General features: G+C 64.5%; 24 protein-coding genes. 10 read left to right on the top strand and 14 right to left on the bottom strand.

Annotated features, from left to right (window positions below; translation table 11 throughout):
* Positions 1-46: 46 nt before the first annotated feature.
* Complete coding sequence (locus AB5Y81_RS00530; RefSeq protein WP_279484914.1) at positions 47-1,153, bottom strand: NADH:flavin oxidoreductase; 1,107 nt, start codon at positions 1,151-1,153, stop codon at positions 47-49.
* Positions 1,154-1,268: 115 nt separating this feature from the next.
* On the opposite strand from AB5Y81_RS00530, the gene AB5Y81_RS00525 reads away from it, so the two are divergent.
* Positions 1,269-2,174: a LysR family transcriptional regulator gene (locus AB5Y81_RS00525; RefSeq protein WP_201971563.1), complete on the top strand. Its 906-nt coding sequence runs from the start codon at positions 1,269-1,271 to the stop codon at positions 2,172-2,174.
* On the opposite strand, the gene tyrS is transcribed toward AB5Y81_RS00525, so the two are convergent.
* Complete coding sequence (gene tyrS, locus AB5Y81_RS00520) at positions 2,169-3,434, bottom strand: tyrosine--tRNA ligase (protein ID WP_279484915.1); 1,266 nt, start codon at positions 3,432-3,434, stop codon at positions 2,169-2,171. The two genes, AB5Y81_RS00525 and tyrS, sit on opposite strands and share 6 nt — an antisense overlap.
* A 176-nt stretch (positions 3,435-3,610) precedes the next feature.
* Here tyrS and AB5Y81_RS00515 point away from each other — a divergent pair, with 176 nt between their 5' ends.
* Positions 3,611-4,426: a helix-turn-helix transcriptional regulator gene (locus AB5Y81_RS00515; protein WP_279484916.1), complete on the top strand. Its 816-nt coding sequence runs from the start codon at positions 3,611-3,613 to the stop codon at positions 4,424-4,426.
* 60 nt (positions 4,427-4,486) lie between these two features.
* On the opposite strand, the gene exeN is transcribed toward AB5Y81_RS00515, so the two are convergent.
* The 12 genes from exeN to exeC form a co-directional block, all read right to left on the bottom strand.
* Entirely contained in the window at positions 4,487-5,242 is a 756-nt protein-coding gene (exeN, locus tag AB5Y81_RS00510) for a GspN family type II secretion system protein ExeN (RefSeq protein WP_017783584.1), read from the bottom strand.
* Positions 5,243-5,303: 61 nt separating this feature from the next.
* Positions 5,304-5,795 (bottom strand): GspM family type II secretion system protein ExeM, encoded by a 492-nt coding sequence (exeM, locus tag AB5Y81_RS00505; protein ID WP_005308496.1) that lies wholly within the window; start codon positions 5,793-5,795, stop codon positions 5,304-5,306.
* Positions 5,792-6,976 (bottom strand): GspL family type II secretion system protein ExeL, encoded by a 1,185-nt coding sequence (gene exeL / locus AB5Y81_RS00500; RefSeq protein WP_124249421.1) that lies wholly within the window; start codon positions 6,974-6,976, stop codon positions 5,792-5,794. Before exeL ends, exeM begins: the two co-directional genes overlap by 4 nt.
* Positions 6,977-7,095: 119 nt before the next feature.
* The gene (gene exeK, locus AB5Y81_RS00495) at positions 7,096-8,121 is read right to left on the bottom strand and encodes a GspK family T2SS minor pseudopilin variant ExeK (protein WP_279484917.1); all 1,026 of its coding nucleotides are present in this window, start codon (positions 8,119-8,121) and stop codon (positions 7,096-7,098) included.
* Positions 8,122-8,210: 89 nt separating this feature from the next.
* Complete coding sequence (exeJ, locus tag AB5Y81_RS00490) at positions 8,211-8,840, bottom strand: GspJ family T2SS minor pseudopilin variant ExeJ (RefSeq protein WP_368146517.1); 630 nt, start codon at positions 8,838-8,840, stop codon at positions 8,211-8,213.
* 68 nt (positions 8,841-8,908) lie between these two features.
* Positions 8,909-9,268 carry a GspI family T2SS minor pseudopilin variant ExeI gene (exeI, locus tag AB5Y81_RS00485; RefSeq protein ID WP_005308487.1) on the bottom strand — a complete coding sequence of 120 codons (360 nt, stop codon included), beginning with the start codon at positions 9,266-9,268 and terminating at the stop codon, positions 8,909-8,911.
* Entirely contained in the window at positions 9,265-9,828 is a 564-nt protein-coding gene (exeH, locus tag AB5Y81_RS00480; protein WP_017765227.1) for a GspH family T2SS minor pseudopilin variant ExeH, read from the bottom strand. The genes exeI and exeH overlap by 4 nt, the downstream gene beginning before the upstream one ends.
* A 47-nt stretch (positions 9,829-9,875) precedes the next feature.
* Positions 9,876-10,307 carry a GspG family T2SS major pseudopilin variant ExeG gene (gene exeG, locus AB5Y81_RS00475; protein WP_005308483.1) on the bottom strand — a complete coding sequence of 144 codons (432 nt, stop codon included), beginning with the start codon at positions 10,305-10,307 and terminating at the stop codon, positions 9,876-9,878.
* Between the two features lie 150 nt (positions 10,308-10,457).
* Entirely contained in the window at positions 10,458-11,678 is a 1,221-nt protein-coding gene (gene exeF / locus AB5Y81_RS00470) for a GspF family T2SS innner membrane protein variant ExeF (protein WP_017765226.1), read from the bottom strand.
* A 1-nt stretch (position 11,679) separates the two neighbouring features.
* A complete protein-coding gene (gene exeE, locus AB5Y81_RS00465) occupies positions 11,680-13,185 on the bottom strand; it encodes a GspE family T2SS ATPase variant ExeE (protein ID WP_005308478.1) in 1,506 nt (501 codons plus the stop codon).
* Entirely contained in the window at positions 13,185-15,218 is a 2,034-nt protein-coding gene (gene exeD, locus AB5Y81_RS00460; protein ID WP_024942323.1) for a GspD family T2SS secretin variant ExeD, read from the bottom strand. Before exeD ends, exeE begins: the two co-directional genes overlap by 1 nt.
* A 21-nt stretch (positions 15,219-15,239) precedes the next feature.
* Positions 15,240-16,088 (bottom strand): GspC family type II secretion system variant ExeC, encoded by an 849-nt coding sequence (gene exeC, locus AB5Y81_RS00455; RefSeq protein ID WP_005308474.1) that lies wholly within the window; start codon positions 16,086-16,088, stop codon positions 15,240-15,242.
* 214 nt (positions 16,089-16,302) lie between these two features.
* Between exeC and hslR the strand changes: the two genes are divergently transcribed.
* From hslR to AB5Y81_RS00415, 8 genes are all read left to right on the top strand, one after another.
* Entirely contained in the window at positions 16,303-16,701 is a 399-nt protein-coding gene (gene hslR / locus AB5Y81_RS00450) for a ribosome-associated heat shock protein Hsp15 (protein ID WP_279484919.1), read from the top strand.
* 108 nt (positions 16,702-16,809) lie between these two features.
* Positions 16,810-17,694 (top strand): Hsp33 family molecular chaperone HslO, encoded by an 885-nt coding sequence (gene hslO / locus AB5Y81_RS00445; RefSeq protein WP_005308471.1) that lies wholly within the window; start codon positions 16,810-16,812, stop codon positions 17,692-17,694.
* A gap of 149 nt (positions 17,695-17,843) precedes the next feature.
* Positions 17,844-19,469 (top strand): phosphoenolpyruvate carboxykinase (ATP), encoded by a 1,626-nt coding sequence (gene pckA / locus AB5Y81_RS00440; protein WP_017765220.1) that lies wholly within the window; start codon positions 17,844-17,846, stop codon positions 19,467-19,469.
* Between the two features lie 175 nt (positions 19,470-19,644).
* Positions 19,645-20,310: a GntR family transcriptional regulator gene (locus tag AB5Y81_RS00435; RefSeq protein ID WP_010635235.1), complete on the top strand. Its 666-nt coding sequence runs from the start codon at positions 19,645-19,647 to the stop codon at positions 20,308-20,310.
* Positions 20,311-20,343: 33 nt separating this feature from the next.
* Positions 20,344-22,146 (top strand): aminopeptidase P family protein, encoded by a 1,803-nt coding sequence (locus AB5Y81_RS00430; protein ID WP_017780392.1) that lies wholly within the window; start codon positions 20,344-20,346, stop codon positions 22,144-22,146.
* 112 nt (positions 22,147-22,258) lie between these two features.
* Positions 22,259-22,654 carry a nitrous oxide-stimulated promoter family protein gene (locus AB5Y81_RS00425; RefSeq protein WP_026141432.1) on the top strand — a complete coding sequence of 132 codons (396 nt, stop codon included), beginning with the start codon at positions 22,259-22,261 and terminating at the stop codon, positions 22,652-22,654.
* A 112-nt stretch (positions 22,655-22,766) separates the two neighbouring features.
* Entirely contained in the window at positions 22,767-23,219 is a 453-nt protein-coding gene (locus AB5Y81_RS00420; protein ID WP_017780390.1) for an N-acetyltransferase, read from the top strand.
* Positions 23,220-23,356: 137 nt separating this feature from the next.
* A complete protein-coding gene (locus AB5Y81_RS00415; RefSeq protein WP_005308463.1) occupies positions 23,357-23,833 on the top strand; it encodes a glycine zipper 2TM domain-containing protein in 477 nt (158 codons plus the stop codon).
* Positions 23,834-23,882: the final 49 nt, after the last annotated feature.

The following is a 23,882-nucleotide window of genomic DNA, read 5'->3' as shown; positions in this document are numbered from 1 at the left end:
GGGCCTTGTCATATCGGCTCAGCAGCCAGTCCGCTGATTAAAGCCCTCAGGCCGCATCGCGCGGGGCCAGTACCCCCATGCCGGCCAGGTAGTCGAGGGCGTTTGGGGTGAAGCCGATCTCGGCGAGGTGCGCCGCCGTGAAGGGCGCGCGCTGCAGGGGCAGGCCGCGGCTCACCCGTTCCATCCAGTCCGGATTGCCGATCGCCGCCGTGCCCACCGCCACCAGATCGGCGCCGCCGGCCAGGGCCAGCTCGGCCGAATCTGCGTCGCGAATCTTGCCCGCCACCATGAGCGGCACCCGCCCGGCCAACCCGACCCGCACCGCCTCCAGCAGGGCGCCGCCATCGGGATCCCCCGCCACCGCCTTGAAGCTGTCTCCCATGGAGAAATGCAGGTAGTCGATCCCCTCGTCCACCAGCAGGTGCGCCACCGCCAGCTGATGGGGCAGCGCTATGCCCTGGATATGGGCATAGTTTTCGGGGGAGAGGCGCACCCCGACCAGAAATTCCCGGGGCAGGCGGGCGCGGATGCCGCGCACTATCTCCACCAGGATCCGCGCCCGGTTGGTTATGCTGCCGCCCCAGCGGTCGGTGCGACGGTTGTGCAGGGGGTTGAGGAAGTTGCAGAGCAAGAAGTTGTGGGCCCCGTGCAGCTCGACCCCGTGCAGGCCGGCGCCATGGGCCCGCTCGGCGGCGCCCACGAAGGCCTCGATCAGCGTAAGAATCCCCTCCTCGCTCAGCCCCTTGACCCCGAGCGGGTAGCGCCCACCCGGCGCCAGCTCGCACGGGCCGACCGGCGCCCCGTCGTTCAGTTCGGGCAGGGCCCGCATCCCGCCGTGATGCAGCTGCACCACCGCCAGCGCCCCGGCCTGCCGCACACTGTCGGCCAGGGCCGTGAAGGCCTGCTGCTGGGTGTCGGTCATCAGGGCCGGCTGCCCCGCCCAGCAACGTCCGCCGGGCTGTACCTGGGTAGCGGCGGCGATGAGCAGGCCGAAACCGCCCCGGGCGCAGCGCGCCAGCCAGTCGAGCTCGGCCTGACCGGGATCGCCGCCTGCCCCGCTCATGTTGTGGGTCAAAGGGGCCAGCACGGCCCGGTTCTTGAGCCGCAATCCGGCCCGTTCGAAGTGGAAGCTGTCGCCAAGTGCCTTGTTCATCGCCCTCTCCTGGGATCGCAATGGAATGTCGCCACTATAAACCGGGACAATCAGGATATAATCAGGCACACAAGCAAGGCATTCATTCCCAGCAAGACACAATAGGCCGCCACACATGAGTCACCACAAGCTCGACACCCTCTACCTGATGCGCCTGCTGGTCGCCATCGTCCGCTGCGGATCCTTTGCCGCAGCGGCGGCCCAGCTCGGCATCACCCCGAGCAAGGCGTCAAAGGATCTGCGCCACCTGGAGCAGAGCCTCGGCAACACGCTCCTGAGCCGCACCACCCGCCGGGTGCAGCTGACCGACGCGGGGGAGCTCGCCTACCGCCAGGCTGACCAGATGATCGCCCTGCACGAGCAGTTGCTGGACGGCCTGCAGCGCCGCCGCTCAGCCCTGTGCGGGGAGCTGCGCATCACGGCGCCGGATCTGTGGGGCGAGGTGGTGCTGACCCCGGTGCTGCTGCGCTTTCGCGCCGACCACCCCGAGGTGCGGATAATCGCCGATTTCAGCAATACCCCGGCCGACCTGCTGCGCGACAACCTGCACGTGGCGTTTCGCAGCACCGAGCTTGGCAGCCAGCCCTACCTGGCGCGCCCCATCGCGGTGGACGATCTGGTGCTCTGCGCCAGCGCCGACTACCTGGACCGCCACCCGCCCTTGAGCGAGCCGCAGGATCTGCAGCAGCACCCCCTCATCACCCGCTGCCAGGAGTACAGCCGCCACGAGCGCTGGACCCTGCTTGCCCAGGGGCGCGAGATCCCGCTGGAAGTGGCAGGCGAGCTGGCCTTCAGCAGCAAGAAGGCGATTCACCAGGCGATGCGCCAGGGGCTGGGGATCGCCCGCCTGCCGCGCTACTTGGTGGCGGCCGAGCTGGCCGAGGGGGTGGTGCGCGAGGTGCTGCCCGACTACCGTCCCAAGGGGGCCGGCTTCTATGCCCTCTACACCCAGCGCCGGGCCGAGTCTGCCTTGGTCGGCCACTTCCTCGACTACGTCATCGAGGCGCTCACCCCCTCATGAGCGGATCACCAGGTGGTACTGCTTCTTGCCCCGGCGCAGCAGCAGATAGCGGCCGAACAACCAGTCGCCGTCGGTCACTGGCTCATCCTGGCGGATCGCACCGTTGAGGCTGACCGCCCCCGCCGCCAGCAGCTCGCGAGCGATGCGCCTGGAATTCGCTAGGCCGCACTGCACCAACAGGGTCACCAAATCCGTTTCCCCCTCGATGGGGCTGCTCGGCAGGCCATCCTGGGCCAGCTGGGCCAGATCGCTCTCGCCAAGGCGAGCCACGTCGCCGCTGAACAAGAGCTCGCTGATGCGCCGCGCCGCCGCCAGCGCCCCCTTGCCGTGCACCAGCTCGGTCAGCTCGTCCGCCAGCACCTGCTGGGCCAGCTTGCGCCCCTGCCGCTTGGCATCCTCCGCCTCCAGCGCCTCAATCTCGGCCAGCGCCATAAAGCTGTAGTAGCGCAGGAAGCGGTAGACATCCTCGTCCGCGGTGCCGAGCCAGAACTGGTAGAAGGCGTAAGGGGAGGTGAGCGCCGGATCGAGCCAGATTGCGCCCCCCTCGGTCTTGCCGAACTTGGTGCCATCGGCCTTGGTGATGAGCGGCAGCGTCATGCCATAGACCTGGGCCTGATTGAGCCGGCGGGTGAGATCCATGCCGCTGGTGATGTTGCCCCACTGGTCGTTGCCGCCGATCTGCAGGGTGCAGCCGAGCCGCTGGTTGAGCACGGCGAAGTCCTGGGATTGCAGCAGGGCGTAGGAGAACTCGGTAAACGAGATCCCCTGATCCGGGCGGGCGAGGCGCTGGCGCACCGATTCGCGGGCCAGCATGGCGTTGACCGAGAAGTGCTTGCCGATGTCGCGCAGAAAATCGAGGGCCGACATCTGCCCCATCCAGTCGGCGTTGTTGACCAGCAGTGGCACCGCCAGCCCTTCGCTGGCCGGCAGCAGCGCGCTTATCTGGGTCGACAGGCTGGCTACCCAGCCCTGCACCGTCTCGGCGCTGTTGAGGCTGCGCTCGCTTGCCTTGAAGCTGGGATCGCCGATAAGGCCAGTGGCACCGCCCACCAGCGCTACCGGGGTATGGCCCGCCAGCTGGAAGCGGCGCAGCATCAACAGCGGTACCAGATGGCCGATATGCAGGCTGCCGGCGGTGGGATCGAACCCGCAGTAGACGGTGCGCGGGGTGGCTAGATGATCGCGCAGCGCCACCGGGTCGGAATTCTGGGCCACCAGGCCGCGTCGGGTCAGCTCATCGAGTAGGTGAGGATTTGTCATGGAGGGTTCCAACAGCAGGGGAAAAGGCCACATCCTCGCCGCTCTGGCCTGCGCCGAATATGTCCCCCAGGGGACAGTTTTGCCACTCTCGTGCTAGCATCCGGCTATCGTGTGACCATCGCACAACCATCGCGGGAAGCCCGCCACCCGGAACTTATCGCCATGACCCAACGCCCATGACCCAGCCCCTCGCCACAGATGCCCTGACCCGCAGCATGACCGAGGTAGTCGATGCCCTGCATGGCAGCGGCTTCCCGGCAGCCCTGGTGCGCCTGATCCAGCAGCAGGTGGCGTTCGACTGCGCCCTGCTGCTCGGGGTGGGGCAGCGCCCCGTCTACCTCTACGACAACCTGCACCACCAGCGGGCCCTGCTGTTCGATCGCTACCTCACCCGTCACTTCAGCCAGGATCCCTTTATGCAAGCGCTGGAACAGGGTCTGGGGGCCGGAGTCTGGACCCTGGCACAGGTGTCGCGGGGGCGGCTCGACCCCGAGTATCGCCACCACTTCTATCAGGCCACCGGCTGGCAGGAGGAGGTGGGGCTGATCCTGCCGGTACGCGACGGCCTCACCCTGATGCTGTTTCTCGGCCGACTCGACAAGCGCAGCTCCCTCAGTCGTGACGAACTGGCGAGGCTGGAGGCGCTGTTTCCGCTGGTGCATTCGCTGTGCCGCCAGCACTGGCGGGAGGGAGCCGCGTTGCTGGCCCAGAGCCCGGCACTGCCGGGTGGCGCCGATCTCAAGGCGACGGTGGAGCAGGCCATCGCCAGCGTGGGGGGCGCAAGCCTCACCCGCCGCGAGCGCCAGGTGGCGGGATTGCTGTTGCAGGGGCTGGATACCGAGGCCATTGCCGGTGCGCTCGGCATCGGCAGCGGCACGGTGAAGAATCATCGCAAGCACCTCTACGCCAAGCTGCACCTGCGCTCGCGGGCCGAGCTGTTCAGCTTCTTTCTCAATCATCTCATCACGGCGCCGGCCGCCGCGGCCCCATAACGACACCACCCCGCCGGGGCGGGGTGGTGTCGATGCTTGCCAGATCAGACGGCAACGCCGTCAGATGCGGCCCTGGTAGCGCAGCGGGAAGCGCCCCTGCCCATCGGGCTGGCCGAGGAAGGGGAGCCCCTGCTTCATCTGCTCCGGCAGCTCGGGCCCGGGTTTCAACGTGCCCTGGAACAGGTACTGGCGATTGGCCTGCAGCTCCAGCTTGCCCTGCACCTGTACCGCCTCCGAGCCCTGCTTGAGCTCGGCTACCAGCCGGGAGTCGATGCAGGTCAGCTTGATCTCGGGATCCCCCAGCACCAGCTTGCCGGCCGGGGTATCGGCATCGGCCCCGTACCAGTAGAGGTTGCCGTAGAGGTTGTCGCACCAGGGGTTGCCCTGGGCAAACTGATCGAGCTTGAGCTGCAGCTGGCCAGCCACCGTCACCGGCACGGGCAGTTGCATCGGCACCCGAGCCAGCAGCCAGGGGGCCGGCACGTTGAGGGTGATGTCGCGGCCGAAGGCGGCGCCGCTCCAGCCGACCACCCCCTGCCCATTGAGGCCGCTGCGCTCACCAAAGCGCAGGGAGACCTCAGGGGCAAAACGCAGCAGCGACCAGCCGTTGAGCTCCCAGCGCAGCTGGGTCAGCGACTCGCTGGCGTATTGCAGGCGGGCAACCTGGCCGCTCCAGAGGGTGCCGCTCACCCCTTCCAGCTGCACCAGGGGCGGCAGCGGCAGATGGCGCACCACCAGAGAGGCCGGCAGCTTGGCCAGCAGGAAAACCAGATAGGCCGCCAGAAACAGCACGGCAATCAGCACTCTTTGCTTCATAGAAAACGACTCGACTGCAAACGCCCGATCAGGCGCGAGGCTCTGCTCGGGACGCGTTGTTTCATTGGGGACGGCTCAGCTGCAAGCGGCGTACCTTGACCAGACCGGGCGCCAGATTCTCGCTGGCCAGCTCGATCACCTGTACCTGCACGCCATGGCGATCCGCCAGGGTCGCCAGCCAGATCAACAGATCATCGAACGCCACCGTGTCGATCCATACCTGCAGCTCCTGGCCCTGGGGCTGCAGCCGGGCAATCTTGATCTTCTGGTTGAAGGCGGTGCGGTTGACCACCCCTTCCAGGGTACCACTGGTATCGAGCTGGCGGCCCTGGCCACCCTGCAGCGCCAGCACCTCTTCACCCTTCTCTTTCAGCCAGGCGAGCGTCTGCTGCTGGCTCAATACCTGCCGCTCGCGCTCGTCGATGCGGTTGCCGATGGGCTGCCAGATGACCCAGTAGCAGAAGCCGATCAACAGTACGCTGCCGCCCACCGCCACCAGCCGCTGCTCGCGGGCACTGATGCTCCGCCACCAGCCTTGTAGTTTGTCCATCATGATGATTTACCCTTCAGCACCAGTGCCCCTTCGACCTTGCCTTCGGTGCTGCGCACCTCCCCCTGCTGCACCTCGAAGCGCTTGCCGGCCAGCTCGCGAAAACGCTCGATCTCGGCAAAACCGGGGGCCGTCACCTGCAGCCTGAGCTCGCCGCGAGCCGCGTCGAAACGCAGCACCTCGGGCTTGAGGCCGGGCACTTCGGCAAAGGTGGGGGCCAACTCGGTCAGCACCATCAGCACCCCGTCCTGGGGCGTCTGCCCCAGCTGCTGGAGGTGCTGGGTCATCTGGCTGCGCACGTTGACGATGCGGCTCTCCCCCGGGAAGATCCGGGTGTAGACCTGCCGGATCTCCGCCTTGAGCGCCTTGTCCTGCTCCGCCAGCTGGTAGAGCTGCACGCCGCGCTGGGCGAACGCCACCACCAGCAGCGCTCCAGCCACCACCGCCACCTTGCGCCACTGCTGCCAGTAGCGGGAGTATTCGGTCTGCGGCCGGTAGGGGCCCTGCAACAGGTTTGCCTGACTGGCGAGCGCGCCCCGGGCCAGCAGCAGCATGGGCAGCTCGGGATCGGCCGCCTGCCAGCTGGCCGCCGCAATGGCCGGCGGCGGGGTATGGCTGTGAATGGTCACCGGCGCCGGCTCCGCCGCCAGCAACATGGCCAGCAGCGGCTCGTCGGCGACGATGCCCTGACAGGGCCCCTGGCGCAGCAGCCACTCCTTGCCCAGCTGCAGCGCCGACCAGCCGTCGGTCGCCTGCGGCAGCGCCAGCACGTCCGGCAGCAGCTGCCGGCTCTTGAGACCGGCCTGCTCCAGCCAGCCGAGCCAGGTCTGCATCTTCTCCTTGTCGACCGCCATCAGGTCCACCTCGTGACCCTGATGGCCCAGCACCACCAGGTGCAGCTCATCCACGTCGGAGGCGATTTGCTCCTCCAGCAGATAGGGAAGCGCGGCCGCACTCTGGCGGCTGTATTTGCCCGGCAGGCTCACCCGCCGGAAGATAAGATCGCTGCCGGGCACCAGCACCACCGCCGGGCGGCCACCGGCCCGCTCCTGCAGTTCGCCAAGGGCATGGGCCGAAGCCAGGGTACCGGAGGCGATCACCTCCTCTTCCCCGCCCGACCACACCAGCCACTCGACCGGCTGCTGCGCATTGGTCCCCAGACGGATGACCAGACTCTCGCTCACTAATGTCTCTCCTGCCATGCTCGCTCGCATCCCTCGGGATGGGCGGGCGCGCAGCCATGGGCTGCAGTCCAATCGGGGGATGGCGCGGGCCGGCCAACGACCGTCACCCGCCTCCCTTGTTATTCGGCGCCGCCGTTCAGACGGCGCAGCATCACCAGCTTGTTGTCCTTGCCGCGCACGAAGACGCTCTCCAGCCTGGCCCGGGTGTCACCCACCTCGGCAAGCAGCCTGGCCTCGAAATAGCTGCTCTTGACGTCCAGCGCCGCATCCAGCCCCGGAATGGAGCTCACCTGCAGCGGCATCTGGTCCGTCATCTCCTTCTTGTTCTTCCACCCCTTCTGGGGGCGGCTGGTCAGCACCCGCTTGGCATCGTCCAGCCCCACCTTGTCCAGATAGAGCGCCACCAGCAGGGCCGACTGCTCCGGCCGGATGGTGTTGACGTTCACCACCAGCTTGTCGTTGGGTAGGGCGCACACATAGGGCGCCAGCCGGGCATACAGTTTGGCGCTCACCCCGCGCACCGCCCGCAGCTCGTCGGTGCCGAGCATCCACTGGTTGGCGGTCAGATAAGGGGGGGTGAGCCCTTCGTAATAGGCATCCTCGGCGCCGTAGCTCGACACCAGCACGGTATCCTTGTCGGTCCAGTCGCGGATGGCATCGGTCAGCTGCACCGCCTCGTAATCTTCCACCTCGAGCTGCTTGAGCAGCGCCTTGAACACCTTGACCGGATAGGGCTGCTTCTCCAGATCGTCGCCGCTGATCCCGTCCTTCAACGGCACGCTCAGGCTGTTGAGGTTGAAGCAGGATTGCAGGTCCCGCACCCGGCCGGTGAGCTTGCCGTCATCCACCGGGAAGACCGCATCCTGGCGCGCCCAGTTCTGCCCCAGGCTGACCACATTGGGGTCATCCTTGAAATCCTGGGCCAGCACCTTGCTCACCAGCGCCTCCGCCGACATGGCATACCACCAGGCCTGCTTGCCGGCGGTGAGGTTGGCGGTGCGGCGCAGCTCCAGCTGCAACCGGCCGCTCATGTTGCTGGCGATGATCACCATCACCGACAGGATGAGCAGCACCACCAGCAGGGCCATGCCCCCCTGGCGGCCAGGTGTGGTGCGGGATCGGCCCCGGCCGCACTTAATTGCCATTGTCCGCTCGCTGGCCGCCGGCACCGATCAGGAACTGGCGGCGTCGAATAGTGCCGTCATCTTCCATGACGGACAGGGGAAACTGACGATCAGTTACCATTATCTGCCCTCTGACCACCGGCACCGATCAGGAACTGGCGGCGAATGGTACCGTAGTCTTCAAGATCCAGCTCCACCGCCAACCCGTAGGGCAGCACGTTGCGCTGGGTCCACTCCTCTTTCCAGCTGCCCTTGTCGTAGAAGTAGAGTCGCAGCGCCGTCACCCGCTCCAGCATGGGCTGGATGCGCGGCTCGGTGCCGATCACCGGATCCGGGTAGAGGTAGCTCAGCCGCTCCAGCTTGTGATCCTTGAGCCGCCAGCCGACCCGCTGCAGGCCGGAGCGCGGCAACATGCCATCCGGGTTGAGCCAGCCGCCGCGCATGAAGGCCATGCCCCAGTCGTCGCTCTGCTGGCCAAAGCGGGAGGCCGCCAGCAGCACCTTGTTGTTCTCGCCGTCGATGCGGCCGCTACGCGGCACCATCTGGGTGACGTCCCGCTCCAGCACGGAGAAGGCCAGTTGCAGCTCGGAGAGACGAGCCTCCTTGCGCTTGGCCACCTCGTCGCTGGTGAGCACCCCTTGCAGCACCTGATAGGCGCCCAGGCTCAGGCCGGCGAAGATGGCGATGGCCACCAGCATCTCCAGCAGGGTAAACCCCGCCTGACGCCGGCTCCGGATCATGGAGAGACGTTGGTGAATGTTCATCGGCTGATGCCGGCTCCGGCTTATGGAGACACCTTGATGCAGGTTCATCGGCTGATATAGGTCCGGATCATGGCCACCGGGCTGTCGGCCTTGGGCGCAGTGCGCACTTCCATGTCCAGCGCCTTGAAGTTGCTGTCGGCGGTGGCGACCCCGCGATAGCGCCAGTACCAGGTCTGGCCCGCCATCTGCTCGTCCCCCTCCACCCAGCTGTCACCGGGCCACTTGGCTTCGAGCTTCTGCTGCACCAGCTGGTTCTCCACCACCCAGGTCGCCAGGGTCTTCTGTTCCAGATAGTTGAGGCCAGAGAGGTGCTCGCTGGCGGTCTTCATCACCGCCAGCCCGGCGATGGCGAACACCGCCAGCGCCACCATGACTTCCAGCAGGGTCATGCCGCGGGCGTTCATTCCTCTTCCTCCTCGTCCTGCAGCAGGCGCAGGCGGCCGAACTCGTCCGCCTTGACCGTGCGCACATAGCGCTGATCGTCGTCCTGCTGGGTCAGGGTCAGCACGAAGGGGGTCAGCTCGCCACCGGGAAAGATGAACACCTGAGGCGTGCGCTCCTTCTCGTCGCGCCCCTTCTCGTACTTCTCGTCGGAGTCGGTCCGCCAGCTGAAACCCTCGAGCTCGATGGCCAGCTGCATGTTGTCGGGCAGCTCGACCCGATCCAGCAGCTTGTCGCCGCTCATCACCTGCCACTTGCGATCCTTGGCCGCGCGCTGCATGAACTGCCAGCCGTTGTCCTCGACACGCAGGCCCACCAGCCGGCCATCCATCACCGAGTACTCCTGCGCCTGCTGCAGCACGGCCATGAAGCGGCGCGCCTGCTTGTCGAGCTCTCTATCCCCCCTGGCGCCACCCATGCTGAGGGTGACGGCAGTGGCCACCAGACCCATCAACATGGCCACCAGCAACACTTCCAGCAGGGTAAAACCGGCCTGGCGACGGGCAGAAGAGGCCACCTTCATTCAGGCAGCCTCGGCATGTCTCGGTGAGCGCGACGCGGCGGGATCACTTATTGGAAGTCCTTCAGGTTCCAGTTGCCGATGTCGTCATCGGTACCGGCTTCGCCATCCAGCCCCATGGAGAAGATGTCGATTTTGCCGAACTGGCCCGGGCTCAGCATCTGGTACGGGTTGCCCCAGGGATCCTGCGGCAGGCGCTTGATGTAGCCCCCTTCCCGGTAGCTGCGCGGCTCAGGTGCGGCGGTCGGCTTGTTGACCAGCGCGTCCAGCCCCTGCTCTGTGGTCGGGTAGCGGTTGTTGTCCAGCTTGTACATGTCGAGGGCGTTTTCCAGCGCCACTATGTCGGAGACCGCTTTCTGCTGGTCCGCCTTCTCCTTGTTGCCCATCAGGTTGGGCACCACCAGGCTGGCCAGGATCCCCAGGATCACGATGACCACCATCACTTCCAGCAGGGTAAAACCCGATTGACGACGCTTTTGCATGACTTACTCCCTCACGAAATGAGATGGCATGAACCATCAACGATTAACTGTTAAACCGCGATCGTTCGATTACGCCTGTCGGCTAATCGAACCTACGGGTTCGACTGGGTTTGTAGGTTCGAATAGCGAAGCGTATTCGGACACCCTCACCTACAGATTCACCATATTGTTGAGCTCGAGGATCGGCTGCAGGATCGACATCACGATAAACAGCACCACCCCGGCCATGGAGACCACCAGCATGGGTTCGAACACCCCGAGGGCGATGTTCACCTGGGTTTCAAACTCCCGATCCTGGTTGTCCGCCGCCCGCTCAAGCATATTGTCGAGCTCGCCGCTCTGCTCGCCGGAGGCGATCATGTGCAGCATCATGGGCGGAAAAATTTTGGTTTCATCCAGCGACTTGCGCAGGCTGGTCCCCTCCCGCACCCGCTCGGTGGCTTCACCGATGCGCATGCGGGCAAAGTCGTTGGAGAGCACTTCGCCGGAAATCTTCATCCCCTCCAGCAGCGGCACGGCGCTGGCGTTGAGGATGCTCAGGGTGCGGGCGAAACGGGCAGTGTTGAGACCCCGGCTGACCCGGCCGATCACCGGCAGGCGCAGGATCAGCTGGTGCCAGTGACGGCGACGCTTGTCGTCGGTCAGCCACCAGCGCCAGACAAAGCCACCCACCAGCAGCAGCAACAGGAACCAGAGGCCGTAGTGCTGCATCAGCTCGCTGGTACCGATGAGGAAGCGGGTGGTGGCCGGCAGTTGCTGGCCCATGTGTTCGAACTGGGCCACCACCTTGGGCACCACGGCGGTGAGCAGGATGGAGATGACGCCGATGGCGACGCAGGTGAGGACGATGGGGTAGATCATCGCCTGCAGCAGCTTGGTGCGCATGTGCTGACGCTGCTCGGTATAGTCGGCGAGGCGGTTGAGCACCTTCTCCAGGTGACCGGACTTCTCGCCGGCCGCCACCATGGAGCGGAACAGCTGATCGAACACATGGGGGAAGGCCCCCAGCGAATCGGCCAGCGAATAGCCCTCCACCACCTTGCTGCGCACCGTGGCCACCATGCTGCGCAGGTGGGCCTTCTCGCACTGCTCGGCGACGGCCTTGAGCGCCTCCTCGATGGTGAGGCCTGCCCCCACCAGGGTCGCCAGCTGGCGGGTTATCATCGCAAGCTCGGCGGTGCTGGCACCACGGCGGAACAACACGAAGCGGTTCGCCTCGCGCTTGGCCTTCTCGGTGGTCTCGTTCACCTCGAGCGGGGTCAGCCCCTGCTCACGCAACAGCTGGCGTACCTGACGGGCGGAATCCCCCTCCAGTACGCCGCTCTTGTTGCGTCCCTTGCCGTCGAGGGCCTTGTATTCAAATGCCGCCATCTCAGTCTTCCCGGGTCACGCGCAGCACCTCTTCGAGGCTGGTCTGCCCCTTGAGTACCTTGTCGATGCCGTCGCGGCGGATGCTGGGGGTATGGCCCCGGATCAGTCGCTCGATGGCCAGCTCGCCGCTGGCGCTGTGGATCGCCTCGCGTACCGCCTCGTCCACCACCACCAGCTCGTGGATGCCGGTCCGGCCGCGATAGCCGGTGTGGTTGCACTGCTCGCAGCCCACCGGCCGCCACACCTGCTGATCCGGCGCCAGCTCGATGCCCATGGCAAGGCGCTCCTGCTCGGTGATGGGGCGCGGTGCGCGGCAATCGGGGCAGAGGGTGCGTACCAGCCGCTGGGCCAGTACCGCCAGCAGCGACGAGGAGAGCAGGAAGGGCTCGATGCCCATGTCCCGCATCCGGGTGATGGCACCGATGGCGGTGTTGGTGTGCAGGGTCGACATCACCAGGTGGCCGGTCAGCGACGCCTGCACCGCGATCTGGGCGGTCTCGAGGTCACGGATTTCCCCCACCATCACCACGTCCGGATCCTGACGCAGAATGGCGCGCAGGCCGCGGGCGAAGGTCATGTCCACCTTGCTGTTGACCTGGGTCTGGCCCACCCCTTCGAGGTCATATTCAATGGGGTCTTCGACGGTCAGGATGTTGCGATCCCGCGAATTGATCTCGGAGAGGGCCGCGTAGAGGGTGGTCGACTTGCCCGAACCGGTCGGGCCCGTCACCAGAATGATGCCGTGAGGCTTGCGAATGAGTTCGCTGATGATGTTGCGGTTGGCCAGCGTCATGCCGAGCTGCTTGAGCTCGAGGCGCACGTTGTTCTTGTCGAGCAGTCGCAGCACCACCCGCTCGCCATAGCTGGACGGCATGGTGGAGACCCGCACGTCCACCGCCCGGCCGCCGATGCGCAACGAGATGCGGCCATCCTGCGGCACCCGCTTCTCGGCGATGTCCATCCGCGACATCACCTTGATGCGCGACACCAGCAGGGAGGCGAGTTTGCGATGGGGGCGCAGGATCTCCCGCAGCACCCCATCGATGCGAAACCGGATCACCAGGGCCCGCTCGAAGGTCTCGATGTGGATGTCGGATGCCTCTTCTTTTATCGCCTCGCTCAACATGGCGTTGATGAGGCGGATGATGGGGGCATCGTCGTCGGCATCCAGCAGGTCTTCACTCTGGGGCAGCTCTTCGGCCAGCGCGAAGAAGTCCATCTCGTTGCCGAGATCCTCCATCAGCTGGCGCGCCTCGGAGGAGTCGCGCTGGTAGTGGGCCATCAGCAACTCTTCGAAGGCCTCGCCGTCCATCTGCTCCACCGTGAAGGCGCAACCCGCCACCCGCCGCACTTCCAGCAGGGTTTGCGGCGTCACGCCCTGGCGGCAGAGCAGCACCGGGGCCCCCTGCCGCTCGGTCAGGATCACCCCGAAGTTGCGGGCGAAGGCAAACGGGAGCTCGGGCAGGGCTGCCGGCATGTCGACGCCATCCAGCTGGTATGCCGCCATTACTTGTTACCCACGAATGGCTGGGACCCACCGTTCGTCTGCGGGGCCGACTGTGTCTGCTGGAGCTGTTTCTGCACCTCGGGCGAGACGGTCACGTCCTGGCCGTACTGGGGCAGCACCTGGCGCTTGGGCGAGGTGAGGTACCCCTCCTGCGCCGCCGCATCCAGTTGTTCGGAGCGGAACTGGGAGTACTTGTTGCCGGAGATGCCGCTGTAAACGTCGGAGTCACGCAAGATGGTGGGCCGGATAAACACCATCAGGTTGCGTTTGGAGGTGGTATTGGTAGTGGAGCGGAACAGGTAGCCCAACACAGGGATGTCGCCCAGCAGCGGCACCTTGGAGACCTTCTCCTGGGTCTTCTCGTCCATCAGGCCGCCCAGCACCACTGTCTCGCCACTCTTCACCAGCACGGCGTTCTTGATGGTGCGGGTATCGAAGGTCGGGCCCAGAGTGGCGGTCCCGGTCGCCTGGGTCTGCGCCACGCTGGAGACCTCCTGCTCGATGTTGAGCAGCACGGAGTCCCCTTCGTTGATCTGCGGCGTCACCACCAGCTTGGTCCCCACCGTCTTGCGTTCGATGGTGTTGAACACCTGATCGCTGGTGGTGGAGCTCTGGGAGCCGCTCTGCACCGGCACTTCCTGGCCGACGTTGAAGGAGGCTTCCTTGTTGTCCATGGTGACGATACTCGGGGTGGAGAGAATATCGTTCTTGGTGTTGGTCGACAGGGCCGTCACCAGCGCGGCCCAGTTGCCCTTGTAGAAGCCGGCCGCCATGCCGTTGAACTCTTTGGCCAGCGAGGCCAGGCCTGTGGTGGTCCCGTTGTCCTTGTAATCCTTGGCCGCGATGGCCACCGAGCCGATGGGCAGGTTGGTGTCGGTGAACTGGGTGCCGCCGCCATTGGTGTTGGCCCACTGCACCCCGAGGTTGAGGCCGTCGCCATCGGCGATCTCGACGATGATCGCCTCCACCAGTACCTGGGCACGGCGGATGTCGAGCTTGGCCACCACCTGCTCCAGCTCGGACATCACGTCCGGCTGGGCGGTGATCACCAGCGCATTGGTGGTCTCGTCGGCGGAGATGGCCAGCTTGCCACCGCCGATGCTGGCACCGCCACCGCCTGTGGTGGTAGCCGCGCCGCCCTTCTTGTCGGCCTCGATGCTGGAGCTGACGCCCTTGAGCACCTCTACCAGATCCTTGGCCTTGCCGTATTTCAGATAGAAGACCCGGGTGTTGCCCTGGCTCTGCAGGTCACGGTCGAGCTGGTGCACCATCTGGATGATGCGGGCGCGCGCCTTGGGCTCGCCGCTCACCACCACGGAGTTGGTGCGCTCGTCGGCCACCACCTTGGGGGCCAGCAGCAGGGAGGTGTTGGCCCCCTGGTTGTTGCCGTCCTTGTTGAGGTTGGTCACCAGTCGCACCATTTCACCGGCGGAGGCATACTTCAGCTTGACGATGTCCACTTCCTGGTCGCCCGCCTTGTCGACCCGACGCACTACTTCCACCAGCCGGTTGACCACGGCGGCGCGGCCGGTAATCAGCAGCACGTTGGAGGGATCGTAGTGGACCACGTTGCCGCCGCCCGCGTTGTCATTGAGCTGGCGCAGCAGCGGCGCCAGCTCGCGCACCGAGACGTTGCGCACCGGCACGACCCGGGTCACCATCTCGTCACCGCTGCCGGGGTTGCTCTCGTCCACCACCGGGATGGCGGAGGTCTTGGCATCCTTGGAGCGCACCACCTTGAGCACGCCGTTGTCCATCGGGACCACGGCGAAGCCATAGACGTCGAGCACGCTCAGGAAGAACTGGTAGTACTGGTCTTCGTTGAGCAGATCATAGCTGCGGACGTTGATCTTGCCCCGCACCGACGGCTCTATGATGATGGTCTTGTTCAGGTTCTTGCCGACCGTGTTGATGAACTCTTCGATGTCGGCATTCTTGAAGCTGGCGGAGTATTCGGTGGCCCAGGCTGAGCCTGCCATCATCAACGCCGCGGCCACGGTGGCCAGACGCCAGCCCTTCCCTTTATTTGTCATTCTTGGTGCTACTCCAATTCATTATTCTGACAAGCCGACATAAACGTCGTAGAGCTGTCCTTGCCGCTCGACGGTGACGGTCATTTCCGTTGCGCCAGCCACCTGCTGCATCGCCTGCATGGCCTGAGCGTTATCCCGCAGATCCAGCCCGTTGATGCTGACCGCCATATCGTTGGCGACCAGCCCGAGTTGATTGAACAGTTCCGGATTGCGACCCGGATTGAGGCGATAGCCGACCATGCGACCATCGACCCGGACCGGGGAAATATTGAGGTAATCAGTGATCTTGCCGGGGTTGCCCATCAGTTCGTTGCGCACCGAGGAGAGCTTGTCGTCCTGCTTGCCCTGCTGGGGCAGCGGCTTGCCGTACTCCTCCCCGTCCAGCATCAGGGTCTCGTCGCGCCCGTCCCGCTCGATGATGACACGGTCGGCAAATACCTGGCGGATCTTGGCCTGGGTGCCGTCGATGAGATCACCGATGCCATAGGAGTTCTGCAGCCCGTTGTGGGCGATGATGGCGATGGACTTGGCGGGATCCGAGCTCGCCAGCACGCCATTGAGCTGGGCGTTGAGCTGGGTCTTGGGAGCATCGGCTGCGACAACATCGGCCGCCTGGGCCTGCTGCTTGGCCTTGCCGAACAGCGCCAGCCGGCTGACGCCGCTCAGATCGAGCCGGTTTGAACCCTGGCCCTGACTGGCTACCACCGACGGCTGCCAGGGCTGACTGACGGGACGGCTGCCGAGATCCAGCAGACGCCAGGTGAGACCGGCACACTGGTGGGCCAGCAACAGCAGCAGAAGCCAGAACAGAGGCTGGCTGAAACGGGAGAGTGGCACGGTTTTACAACGGGCCAGAAGGGAGCTCAACAAGTCATCCCTGAACGGTAGCGTCATGTTTATCAATATTTTCTGGCATCCAAATCGGTTGGCTATTGTGTACGGCAATGGACCCAGAGACAACCGACCGGATGGGAGTAAGCTGCGAAAATTGACATTCCGTCACACCCTTGGGCCCCCTGTTTCTATCCCGGGGCCTGCCTCTGGTATAATCAGGCACCCCTTTCAGCCATTCCGGAGTCGATTCATGCCGAACCCCGCAGAAATCCCAACCCAGGTCCGTCTCGACAAGTGGTTGTGGGCGGCACGTTTTTACAAGACCCGCAGCCTGGCCCGCGACCTGATTGAAGGGGGCAAGGTGCACTACAACGGCCAGCGCAGCAAGCCGGGCAAGCATGTCGAGGTCGGCGCCCTCATTCGTTTCTGGCAGGGCCAGGACGAGCGGGAGGTGCGGGTGGTCGAGGTGAGCGAGCAGCGCAAATCCGCCCCGCTGGCCCAGCAGCTCTATGAAGAGACCGAGGCCAGCCTGAAACGACGGGCGGAAAACAGCGAGGCACGCCGCTTCAACAGCCAGTTTGCCCCAAGCCCCGAGCGTCGCCCCGACAAGCAGGAGCGGCGCCAGCTGATCAAGGTCAAGCAATATTGACCCGCCAAGATGGCCCTTTTATGACGACAGATGGCGGAATAAGTTCCTAACCACCTGTTTATTAATGTTTTTATCTATTTACCCCACCGAAGAACCCAGGAATGCATGATGAGTAACCAAGATCTCCTGTATCGCTATCTGTTCGAAGAGTACGAAGTCCGGGGCGAGCTGGTCCAGCTGGACCACACCTACCGCCACGTGGTGGAGGCTCAGAACTACCCGGTACAGGTGCAAAAACTGCTGGGTGAACTGCTGGTCGCCACCAGCCTGCTGACCGCCACCCTCAAGTTCGAAGGCTCCATCACGGTACAGCTGCAGGGCAACGGCCCGGTACGGCTGGCCGTCATCAACGGCGACAACAACCAGCAGCTGCGTGGCGTGGCCCGCTACGAGGGTGAACTGCCGAGCGACGGCAAGCTGCAAAGCCTGATCGGGGAAGGCCAGCTGGTCATCACCATCACCCCGGAGCAGGGTGAACGCTATCAGGGCATCATAGCGCTGGACGCCGACACCCTGGCCGGCTGCCTGGAGCAGTACTTTACCCAGTCCGAACAGCTGGCGACCAAGCTCTGGATCCGCACCGGCTACCACGAAGGTGCGCCGCGTGCCGCCGGCATCCTGCTGCAGGAGCTGCCCGCCCAGAGCGAGGATCACGGCGACGACTTCGAGCACCTGACCCAGCTCACCAGCACCATCAAGGATGAAGAGCTGTTCGGTCTGGAAGCGGAAGAGATCCTCTACCGTCTCTACCACCAGGACAAGGTGCGGGTGTTCGATCCGCAGGCGGTCGAATTCCGCTGCACCTGCTCCCGCGAGCGTTGCGAAGGGGCCCTGTTGCAGATCGAGAAGGAAGAGGTAATGGAGATGGTGCAGGAGCTCGGCAAGATCGGCATGCACTGTGATTATTGTGGCGCCCAGTACGAATTTGACGGGATCGATGTCGAAACCCTGTTCAGCGGGGCTCCCGGTAATGATGCAAACAAGTTACACTAATTGAAGGCGGGCAAAACCCGCCTTTAACTTAAATAACAAAAAAATACCCTATTTTATAAAGTTTGATGGCGATCGCTAAACTCTACCACCTAAGTGATAGGATGAACGCCAGATAGAACCCTACCAACCTCTGAACCCAGGAGAATACAATGACAATCGTGGCAGAACCCACCCTGGCCCAACAATTAGGACTGGACCAGTACGGTATCAAGAACTCCACTGAAATCCTGCGCAACCCTTCCTACGACCAGCTGTTCGCGGAAGAGACTCGTGCCGACCTGGAAGGGTTCGAGCGCGGCGTGGTGACCGAACTGGGGGCCGTCAATGTCAATACCGGCATCTTCACCGGCCGCTCCCCGAAAGATAAATATATCGTCAAAGATGCCACTACCCAGAATACTGTGTGGTGGTCTGACCAGGGTAAAAACGATAACAAAGCCATCAGCCCGGAAGTGTGGTCACATCTGAAATCCCTGGTGACCAAGCAGCTCTCCGGCAAGCGCCTGTTCGTGGTGGACGGCTTCTGCGGTGCCAACCCGGACACCCGCCTTGCCGTGCGCATCATCACCGAGGTGGCCTGGCAGGCTCACTTCGTGAAAAACATGTTCATTCGCCCGAGCGATGAAGAGCTGAAAACCTTCAAACCGGACTTCGTGGTGATGAACGGTGCCAAGTGCACCAACCCGAACTGGAAGGAGCAGGGTCTCAACTCCGAGAACTTCGTCGCCTTCAACCTGACCGAGAAGATCCAGCTCATCGGCGGCACCTGGTACGGTGGCGAGATGAAGAAGGGGATGTTCTCCATGATGAACTACTTCCTGCCCCTGCGCGGCATCGCCTCCATGCACTGCTCCGCCAACGTGGGTCAGGACGGCGACGTGGCCATATTCTTCGGCCTCTCCGGCACCGGCAAGACCACCCTCTCCACCGATCCCAAGCGTCAGCTGATCGGCGATGACGAGCACGGCTGGGACGACGACGGCGTGTTCAACTTCGAAGGGGGCTGCTACGCCAAGACCATCAAGCTCTCCAAGGAAGCCGAGCCGGACATCTACAACGCCATCCGTCGCGATGCGCTGCTGGAAAACGTGACCGTGGCGGCCGACGGCACCATCGACTTCGACGATGGCTCCAAGACCGAGAACACCCGGGTCTCCTACCCCATCTATCACATCGAGAACATCGTCAAGCCGGTCTCCAAGGCGGGTCACGCCACCAAGGTGATCTTCCTGACCGCCGACGCCTTCGGCGTGCTGCCCCCTGTCTCCAAGCTGACCAAGGAGCAGACCAAGTACCACTTCCTGTCTGGCTTCACCGCCAAGCTGGCCGGTACCGAGCGCGGCATCACAGAGCCGACCCCGACCTTCTCCTCCTGCTTCGGTGCGGCCTTCCTCTCCCTGCACCCGACCAAGTACGGTCAGGAGCTGGTGAAGCGGATGGAAGCGGCCGGCGCGGAAGCCTACCTGGTCAACACCGGCTGGAACGGCACCGGCAAGCGCATCTCCATCAAGGATACCCGCGCCATCATCGACGCCATCCTGGATGGCTCCATCGAGAAGGCCGAGACCAAGGTGCTGCCGATCTTCAATCTGGAAGTACCGACCGCCCTGCACGACGTGAATCCGGCGATCCTCGACCCGCGCGACACTTACGCCAACAAGGCCGAGTGGGATGCCAAGGCGCAGGATCTGGCCCAGCGTTTCATCAAGAACTTCGAGCGCTTCACCGACAACGACGAAGGCAAGCGTCTGGTAGCGGCGGGTCCGCAGCTGTAACAGCGACCCCGTTCACAACCAATCTCATACCGGTCAGCCCAGCTGACCGGTATTTTTTTGAGCAGAGCGCGGCGTTTGACTCCCGCCAAACCTTGCCTTGTGGGCCCTTGCGCGTTAGATTCAGCCCAACTTTATACAATATACAATTTTGTAACGATTCCCCTGTGACCCGATCATGACCCCACCCTACAAGACCCGTACCCAAATGGTGATGGAAAACCTCCGTGGCCGGATCCTGCGCGGTGAGTTTCCCGCCGGCGCCCCCCTGCGCCAGGACGCCATCGCCAAGGAGCTGGCGGTGAGCCGCATTCCGGTGCGGGAGGCCCTGATGCAGCTGGAAGCCCAGGGGCTGGTGAAGTTCGAGGCCCACCGCGGCGCCGTGGTCACCATGCTGGACGCCGCAGCCATAGAGGAGCTCTTTTATTTGCGAGCCCTGCTGGAAGCCGATACCCTGTTCCACGCCGTCGACCTGATGACGGAGGAGACCTTCGCCAAGGCGCAGGCGATCCTCGCCCAGTTCGACCAGGCCCTCGAGTCGGGCACCCAGATCGAACGCTGGGCCGAACTGAACCACAGTTTTCACGCCACCCTCTATCAGGCCGCCGGCCGCCCCCAGGCACTGGAGCTGATCGCCCAGATCAATCTGAGCTGCGACCGCTATGTGCGCTTCGAGCTGCTGTTCGCCAGCGATGGCGTCGACAAGGCGGAGCGGGAGCACGCTCAGCTGCTGGAGCTGTGCCGCGCCCGCCGCAAGCACGAGGCGGTGGTGCTGCTCAAGCAACATATCGAGGCGGCTGGCCAGTCAATCAAGCGGATCCTGGACAGCGGCCACAACCACTGAACACTCACATCACTACAATCTGGCATTAACGACATGAATCATTTCGAGATTATTGAAACCCGCGTCGCCCAGGTCAGGGCCGAACTGGCCATGATGGAGCTGGACGCCTTCATCGTCCCCCATGACGACGAGCACCTGGGGGAGTACATTCCCGCCTACGCCGAGCGACTGGACTGGATCACGGGTTTCAACGGCTCCGCCGGCCTCGCCATCATACTGGCGCAGCGGGCGGCCCTGTTCATCGACGGTCGTTACACGGTGCAGGCCCGCATGCAGGCACCGGCCGAGCTCTTCGAGTTTCTCCACCTGAACGAAGATCCCCACGTGCAGTGGCTGGCCGAGCAGCTGCCTGCCGGTTCCCGGGTCGGCTTCGATGCCCGCCTGCACAGCCTGGCCTGGTATCGACACGCCAAAGAGATCCTGACCGAGCGCGGCATCGAGCTGGTGCGTGTGGAGCAGAACCCCATCGATCTGCACTGGAGCGATCGCCCCGCTCCCACCAAGAATCCGGCCATCCTCTACAGCGAGGCGCTGGCGGGCCAGTCCAGCCAGGCCAAGCGCGAGCTGCTGGCCAGCGATCTGCGCAAGCGCGGGCTGGATGCTGTGCTGCTGACTCAGGCCGAGCCCATCAACTGGCTGCTCAACCTGCGCGGTCGCGACGTGGAGCGGCTGCCGGTGGTGCTGGGCTTTGCGGTGCTCTACGCCAACGCCACCATGGATTTCTTCGTCGACACCGACAAGATCGACTGCTTCGCCTTCAGCCAGCACGTGGGGCAAGATGTCTCCGTCTACCCCATCGACAAGCTGGGTGACGTGCTCAAACGCATCGGCGAGGATCAGCAGAAGGTGCTGGCCGATCCCAACACCGCCAACGCCTGGACCCAGCTGGTTATGGAAGAGGCGGGCGCCATCCTGGTGGCCGGTCAGGATCCGACCATGCTGCCGAAGGCGTGCAAGAACGAGGTGGAGCTGGCCGGCATGCGTGCCGCCCATCTGCGCGACGGCGTCGCCGTCACCCGCTTCCTGGCCTGGCTGGATCGGCTGATCGCCAGCGGCGAGTTCGACGGGGTGGATGAAGGCACCCTGGCCGACCAGCTGGAAGCCTTCCGCCGCGAGCAGGAGCACTACGTCGAGCCGAGCTTCGACACCATCTCGGCGCTCGGCCCCAACGCCGCCATGTGCCACTACCGCCACACCAACGGCACCCCGCGTACCTTCGGTCAGGACAGCATCTATCTGGTGGACTCCGGCGCCCAGTATCTGGACGGCACCACCGACATCACCCGCACCATCAAGGTGGGTGAGGTCACCGACGAGCACAAGGCGATGTTCACCCGGGTACTGCAGGGTCACATCGCGCTGGATCAGGCCCGCTTCCCGCGCGGCACCGCCGGCATCCAGCTCGACGTGCTGGCCCGCATGCCGCTGTGGCAGGCAGGTTACAACTACGACCACGGCACCGGCCACGGCGTCGGCCACTTCCTCAGCGTGCACGAAGGCCCGCAGCGCATCGCCCCCAAGGGCAGCCTGGTGGCCCTGCAGCCGGGCATGGTGCTCTCCAACGAACCCGGCTACTACCGGGAAGATGCCTTTGGCATCCGCTGCGAGAACCTGGTGGTGGTCACCGAACAGGAGCAGATCGGCGAGCTGCCGATGCTGGGCTTCGAGCGGCTGACCTATGTACCGTTCGATACCCGCCTCATCGATCGCAGCCTGCTGAGCCCGGCCGAGTTCCGCTGGATCAACGAGTACCACGTCGAGGTCTACCGCCGTCTCAGCCCGCTGCTGGAGGGTGAGGATCTCGCCTGGCTGGAGCAGGCAACCAGCCTCATCTAAGCGCAGACAAGCAGAGTTGTTTGATGAAACAGGGCCTGCGGGCCCTGTTTTTTTGCCCGCCGGTTTGACCTGTATCAAGACCCCGCCGCCCCAGGTCAGGACAATGCCCCTCATGACGACCCATCACTCCCACCCCGCGCGCCCGGCCCGCGCCGACAAGGCGCCCATGCACCCCAGGCTCAAGCGGGAGCAGCAGACGGTCAGCGCCATGATCCGCCTCTACTGCGACCACCATCACCAGGACCCAGCCTGCCGGCACTGCCAGCAGTTGCAGGAGTTCGCCCACCAGCGGCTGCGCCGCTGCCGCTATGGTCACGGCCACAAACCCACCTGTGCCAACTGCCACATCCACTGCTATGCCCCGGCCATGCGCAAGCAGATCCAGCTGGTGATGAAGTGGAGCGGCCCGCGCATGCTGTGGCATCACCCCTGGCTGGCCCTGCGCCACCTGCTGGACAGTCGTCGCAAGGCCCCCAAGCGGCCGGGCAGCCGCCCTCTGCCGCCCTGAGCCGGGGCCGCCCTGCCGCTCAGACCCGCTTGCATCAGATCGGCGGGCCCACTACCCTGTGGCTCCTTTTTGACTGCCGCCCGGCAGCACGTACGACATCACAGGAGCCCGGATGCACCAGCCCCCCGTTTTGAGAGTGGCGCGCCACACCGACATGCACGCCATCTGGCAGATCGACGTCAATGTATTCGGGGAGGATGTCTATCCCGGCTTCTTCTTCCGCCAGGCCATGGATCTGTGGCCCGAGCTGCTGCTGGTGGCCGAGCTGGACGGCAAGCTGCTGGGCTATGCCCTGGGTGGACTGGGACAGGATCGGTCGCAGGGCTGGCTGCTCTCCTTGGCGGTGCTGCCGGAGGCGCGCGGCTTCGGCCTGGCCGAACGCATGATGCTGCAGGTGGAGCAGTCACTGCTGAGACTGGGGATCGAGCGGGTCAGACTGACGGTGGATCCGGCCAATCCGGCCCAGCGCCTCTACTTTCGACTCGGTTATCAGCAACTGGCCGAGGAGCGCGACTATTTCGGCCAAGGCGAGGATCGCCTGCTGCTGGAAAAATGGCTCGACTGAGCCGGTGGGGACGGGGTTTGCAGGGTCCGGGCCTTATAATTGGTTACACTTTGCTGGTTTCATGCTCAATCCGGTTGGCGTAGAGTTGAATCACTGACCGAACAAACCAGATTAGATGCCAGCCCAGGAGGCCCATCATGTTGAAACGCATTACCCTCATCGCCCTGTTGGCCACCACCACCGCCACCACCCTCAGCGGCTGTGCCAACAGCGATGTCTACTCCGGCGATGTCTACACCAAGGATCGCGCCAAGCAGGTACAGACCGTCAGCTACGGCACCATCCTCTCCACCCGCCCGGTCAAGATCCAGGCCGATGAGAACTCGCTGATAGGCACCATAGGTGGCGCCGTGGTCGGCGGCCTGCTCGGCAGCACCATCGGCGGCGGGCGCGGCAGCGACATCGCCGCGGCCGGTGGCGCCATCGCGGGCGCGGCAGCCGGCAAGGCGGCCGGTGACAAGCTCAACCAGGTGGATGGCGTCGAGCTCGAGATCAAGAAAGAGAACGGCGAATCCATCGTGGTGGTGCAAAAGGCCAGCCCCACCTTCGTACCGGGCGCCCGGGTCCGCATGACCCAGGGCAACGGCACCATCAACGTGGCCGTGGTCAACTAAGCCCTCCGCCCATGAAAAAGCCCTCGCAGTGCGAGGGCTTTTTTTATTG

Source organism: Aeromonas sp. s2, assembly GCF_040907935.1.
GTDB classification, from domain to species: domain Bacteria; phylum Pseudomonadota; class Gammaproteobacteria; order Enterobacterales; family Aeromonadaceae; genus Aeromonas; species Aeromonas dhakensis.
Note: the sequence above shows the minus strand (reverse complement) of the source record. Positions and strands in the feature narration are given on the sequence as shown.

Coding starts and splice junctions, on each gene's coding strand:
- AB5Y81_RS00530 (WP_279484914.1), bottom strand. CDS start 1,153: ATGAACAAGGCACTTGGCGACAGCTTCCACTTCGAACGGGCCGGATTG.
- AB5Y81_RS00525 (WP_201971563.1), top strand. CDS start 1,269: ATGAGTCACCACAAGCTCGACACCCTCTACCTGATGCGCCTGCTGGTC.
- tyrS (WP_279484915.1), bottom strand. CDS start 3,434: ATGACAAATCCTCACCTACTCGATGAGCTGACCCGACGCGGCCTGGTG.
- AB5Y81_RS00515 (WP_279484916.1), top strand. CDS start 3,611: ATGACCCAGCCCCTCGCCACAGATGCCCTGACCCGCAGCATGACCGAG.
- exeN (WP_017783584.1), bottom strand. CDS start 5,242: ATGAAGCAAAGAGTGCTGATTGCCGTGCTGTTTCTGGCGGCCTATCTG.
- exeM (WP_005308496.1), bottom strand. CDS start 5,795: ATGATGGACAAACTACAAGGCTGGTGGCGGAGCATCAGTGCCCGCGAG.
- exeK (WP_279484917.1), bottom strand. CDS start 8,121: ATGGCAATTAAGTGCGGCCGGGGCCGATCCCGCACCACACCTGGCCGC.
- exeJ (WP_368146517.1), bottom strand. CDS start 8,840: ATGATCCGGAGCCGGCGTCAGGCGGGGTTTACCCTGCTGGAGATGCTG.
- exeI (WP_005308487.1), bottom strand. CDS start 9,268: ATGAACGCCCGCGGCATGACCCTGCTGGAAGTCATGGTGGCGCTGGCG.
- exeH (WP_017765227.1), bottom strand. CDS start 9,828: ATGAAGGTGGCCTCTTCTGCCCGTCGCCAGGCCGGTTTTACCCTGCTG.
- exeG (WP_005308483.1), bottom strand. CDS start 10,307: ATGCAAAAGCGTCGTCAATCGGGTTTTACCCTGCTGGAAGTGATGGTG.
- exeF (WP_017765226.1), bottom strand. CDS start 11,678: ATGGCGGCATTTGAATACAAGGCCCTCGACGGCAAGGGACGCAACAAG.
- exeE (WP_005308478.1), bottom strand. CDS start 13,185: ATGGCGGCATACCAGCTGGATGGCGTCGACATGCCGGCAGCCCTGCCC.
- exeD (WP_024942323.1), bottom strand. CDS start 15,218: ATGACAAATAAAGGGAAGGGCTGGCGTCTGGCCACCGTGGCCGCGGCG.
- hslR (WP_279484919.1), top strand. CDS start 16,303: ATGCCGAACCCCGCAGAAATCCCAACCCAGGTCCGTCTCGACAAGTGG.
- hslO (WP_005308471.1), top strand. CDS start 16,810: ATGAGTAACCAAGATCTCCTGTATCGCTATCTGTTCGAAGAGTACGAA.
- pckA (WP_017765220.1), top strand. CDS start 17,844: ATGACAATCGTGGCAGAACCCACCCTGGCCCAACAATTAGGACTGGAC.
- AB5Y81_RS00435 (WP_010635235.1), top strand. CDS start 19,645: ATGACCCCACCCTACAAGACCCGTACCCAAATGGTGATGGAAAACCTC.
- AB5Y81_RS00430 (WP_017780392.1), top strand. CDS start 20,344: ATGAATCATTTCGAGATTATTGAAACCCGCGTCGCCCAGGTCAGGGCC.
- AB5Y81_RS00425 (WP_026141432.1), top strand. CDS start 22,259: ATGACGACCCATCACTCCCACCCCGCGCGCCCGGCCCGCGCCGACAAG.
- AB5Y81_RS00420 (WP_017780390.1), top strand. CDS start 22,767: ATGCACCAGCCCCCCGTTTTGAGAGTGGCGCGCCACACCGACATGCAC.
- AB5Y81_RS00415 (WP_005308463.1), top strand. CDS start 23,357: ATGTTGAAACGCATTACCCTCATCGCCCTGTTGGCCACCACCACCGCC.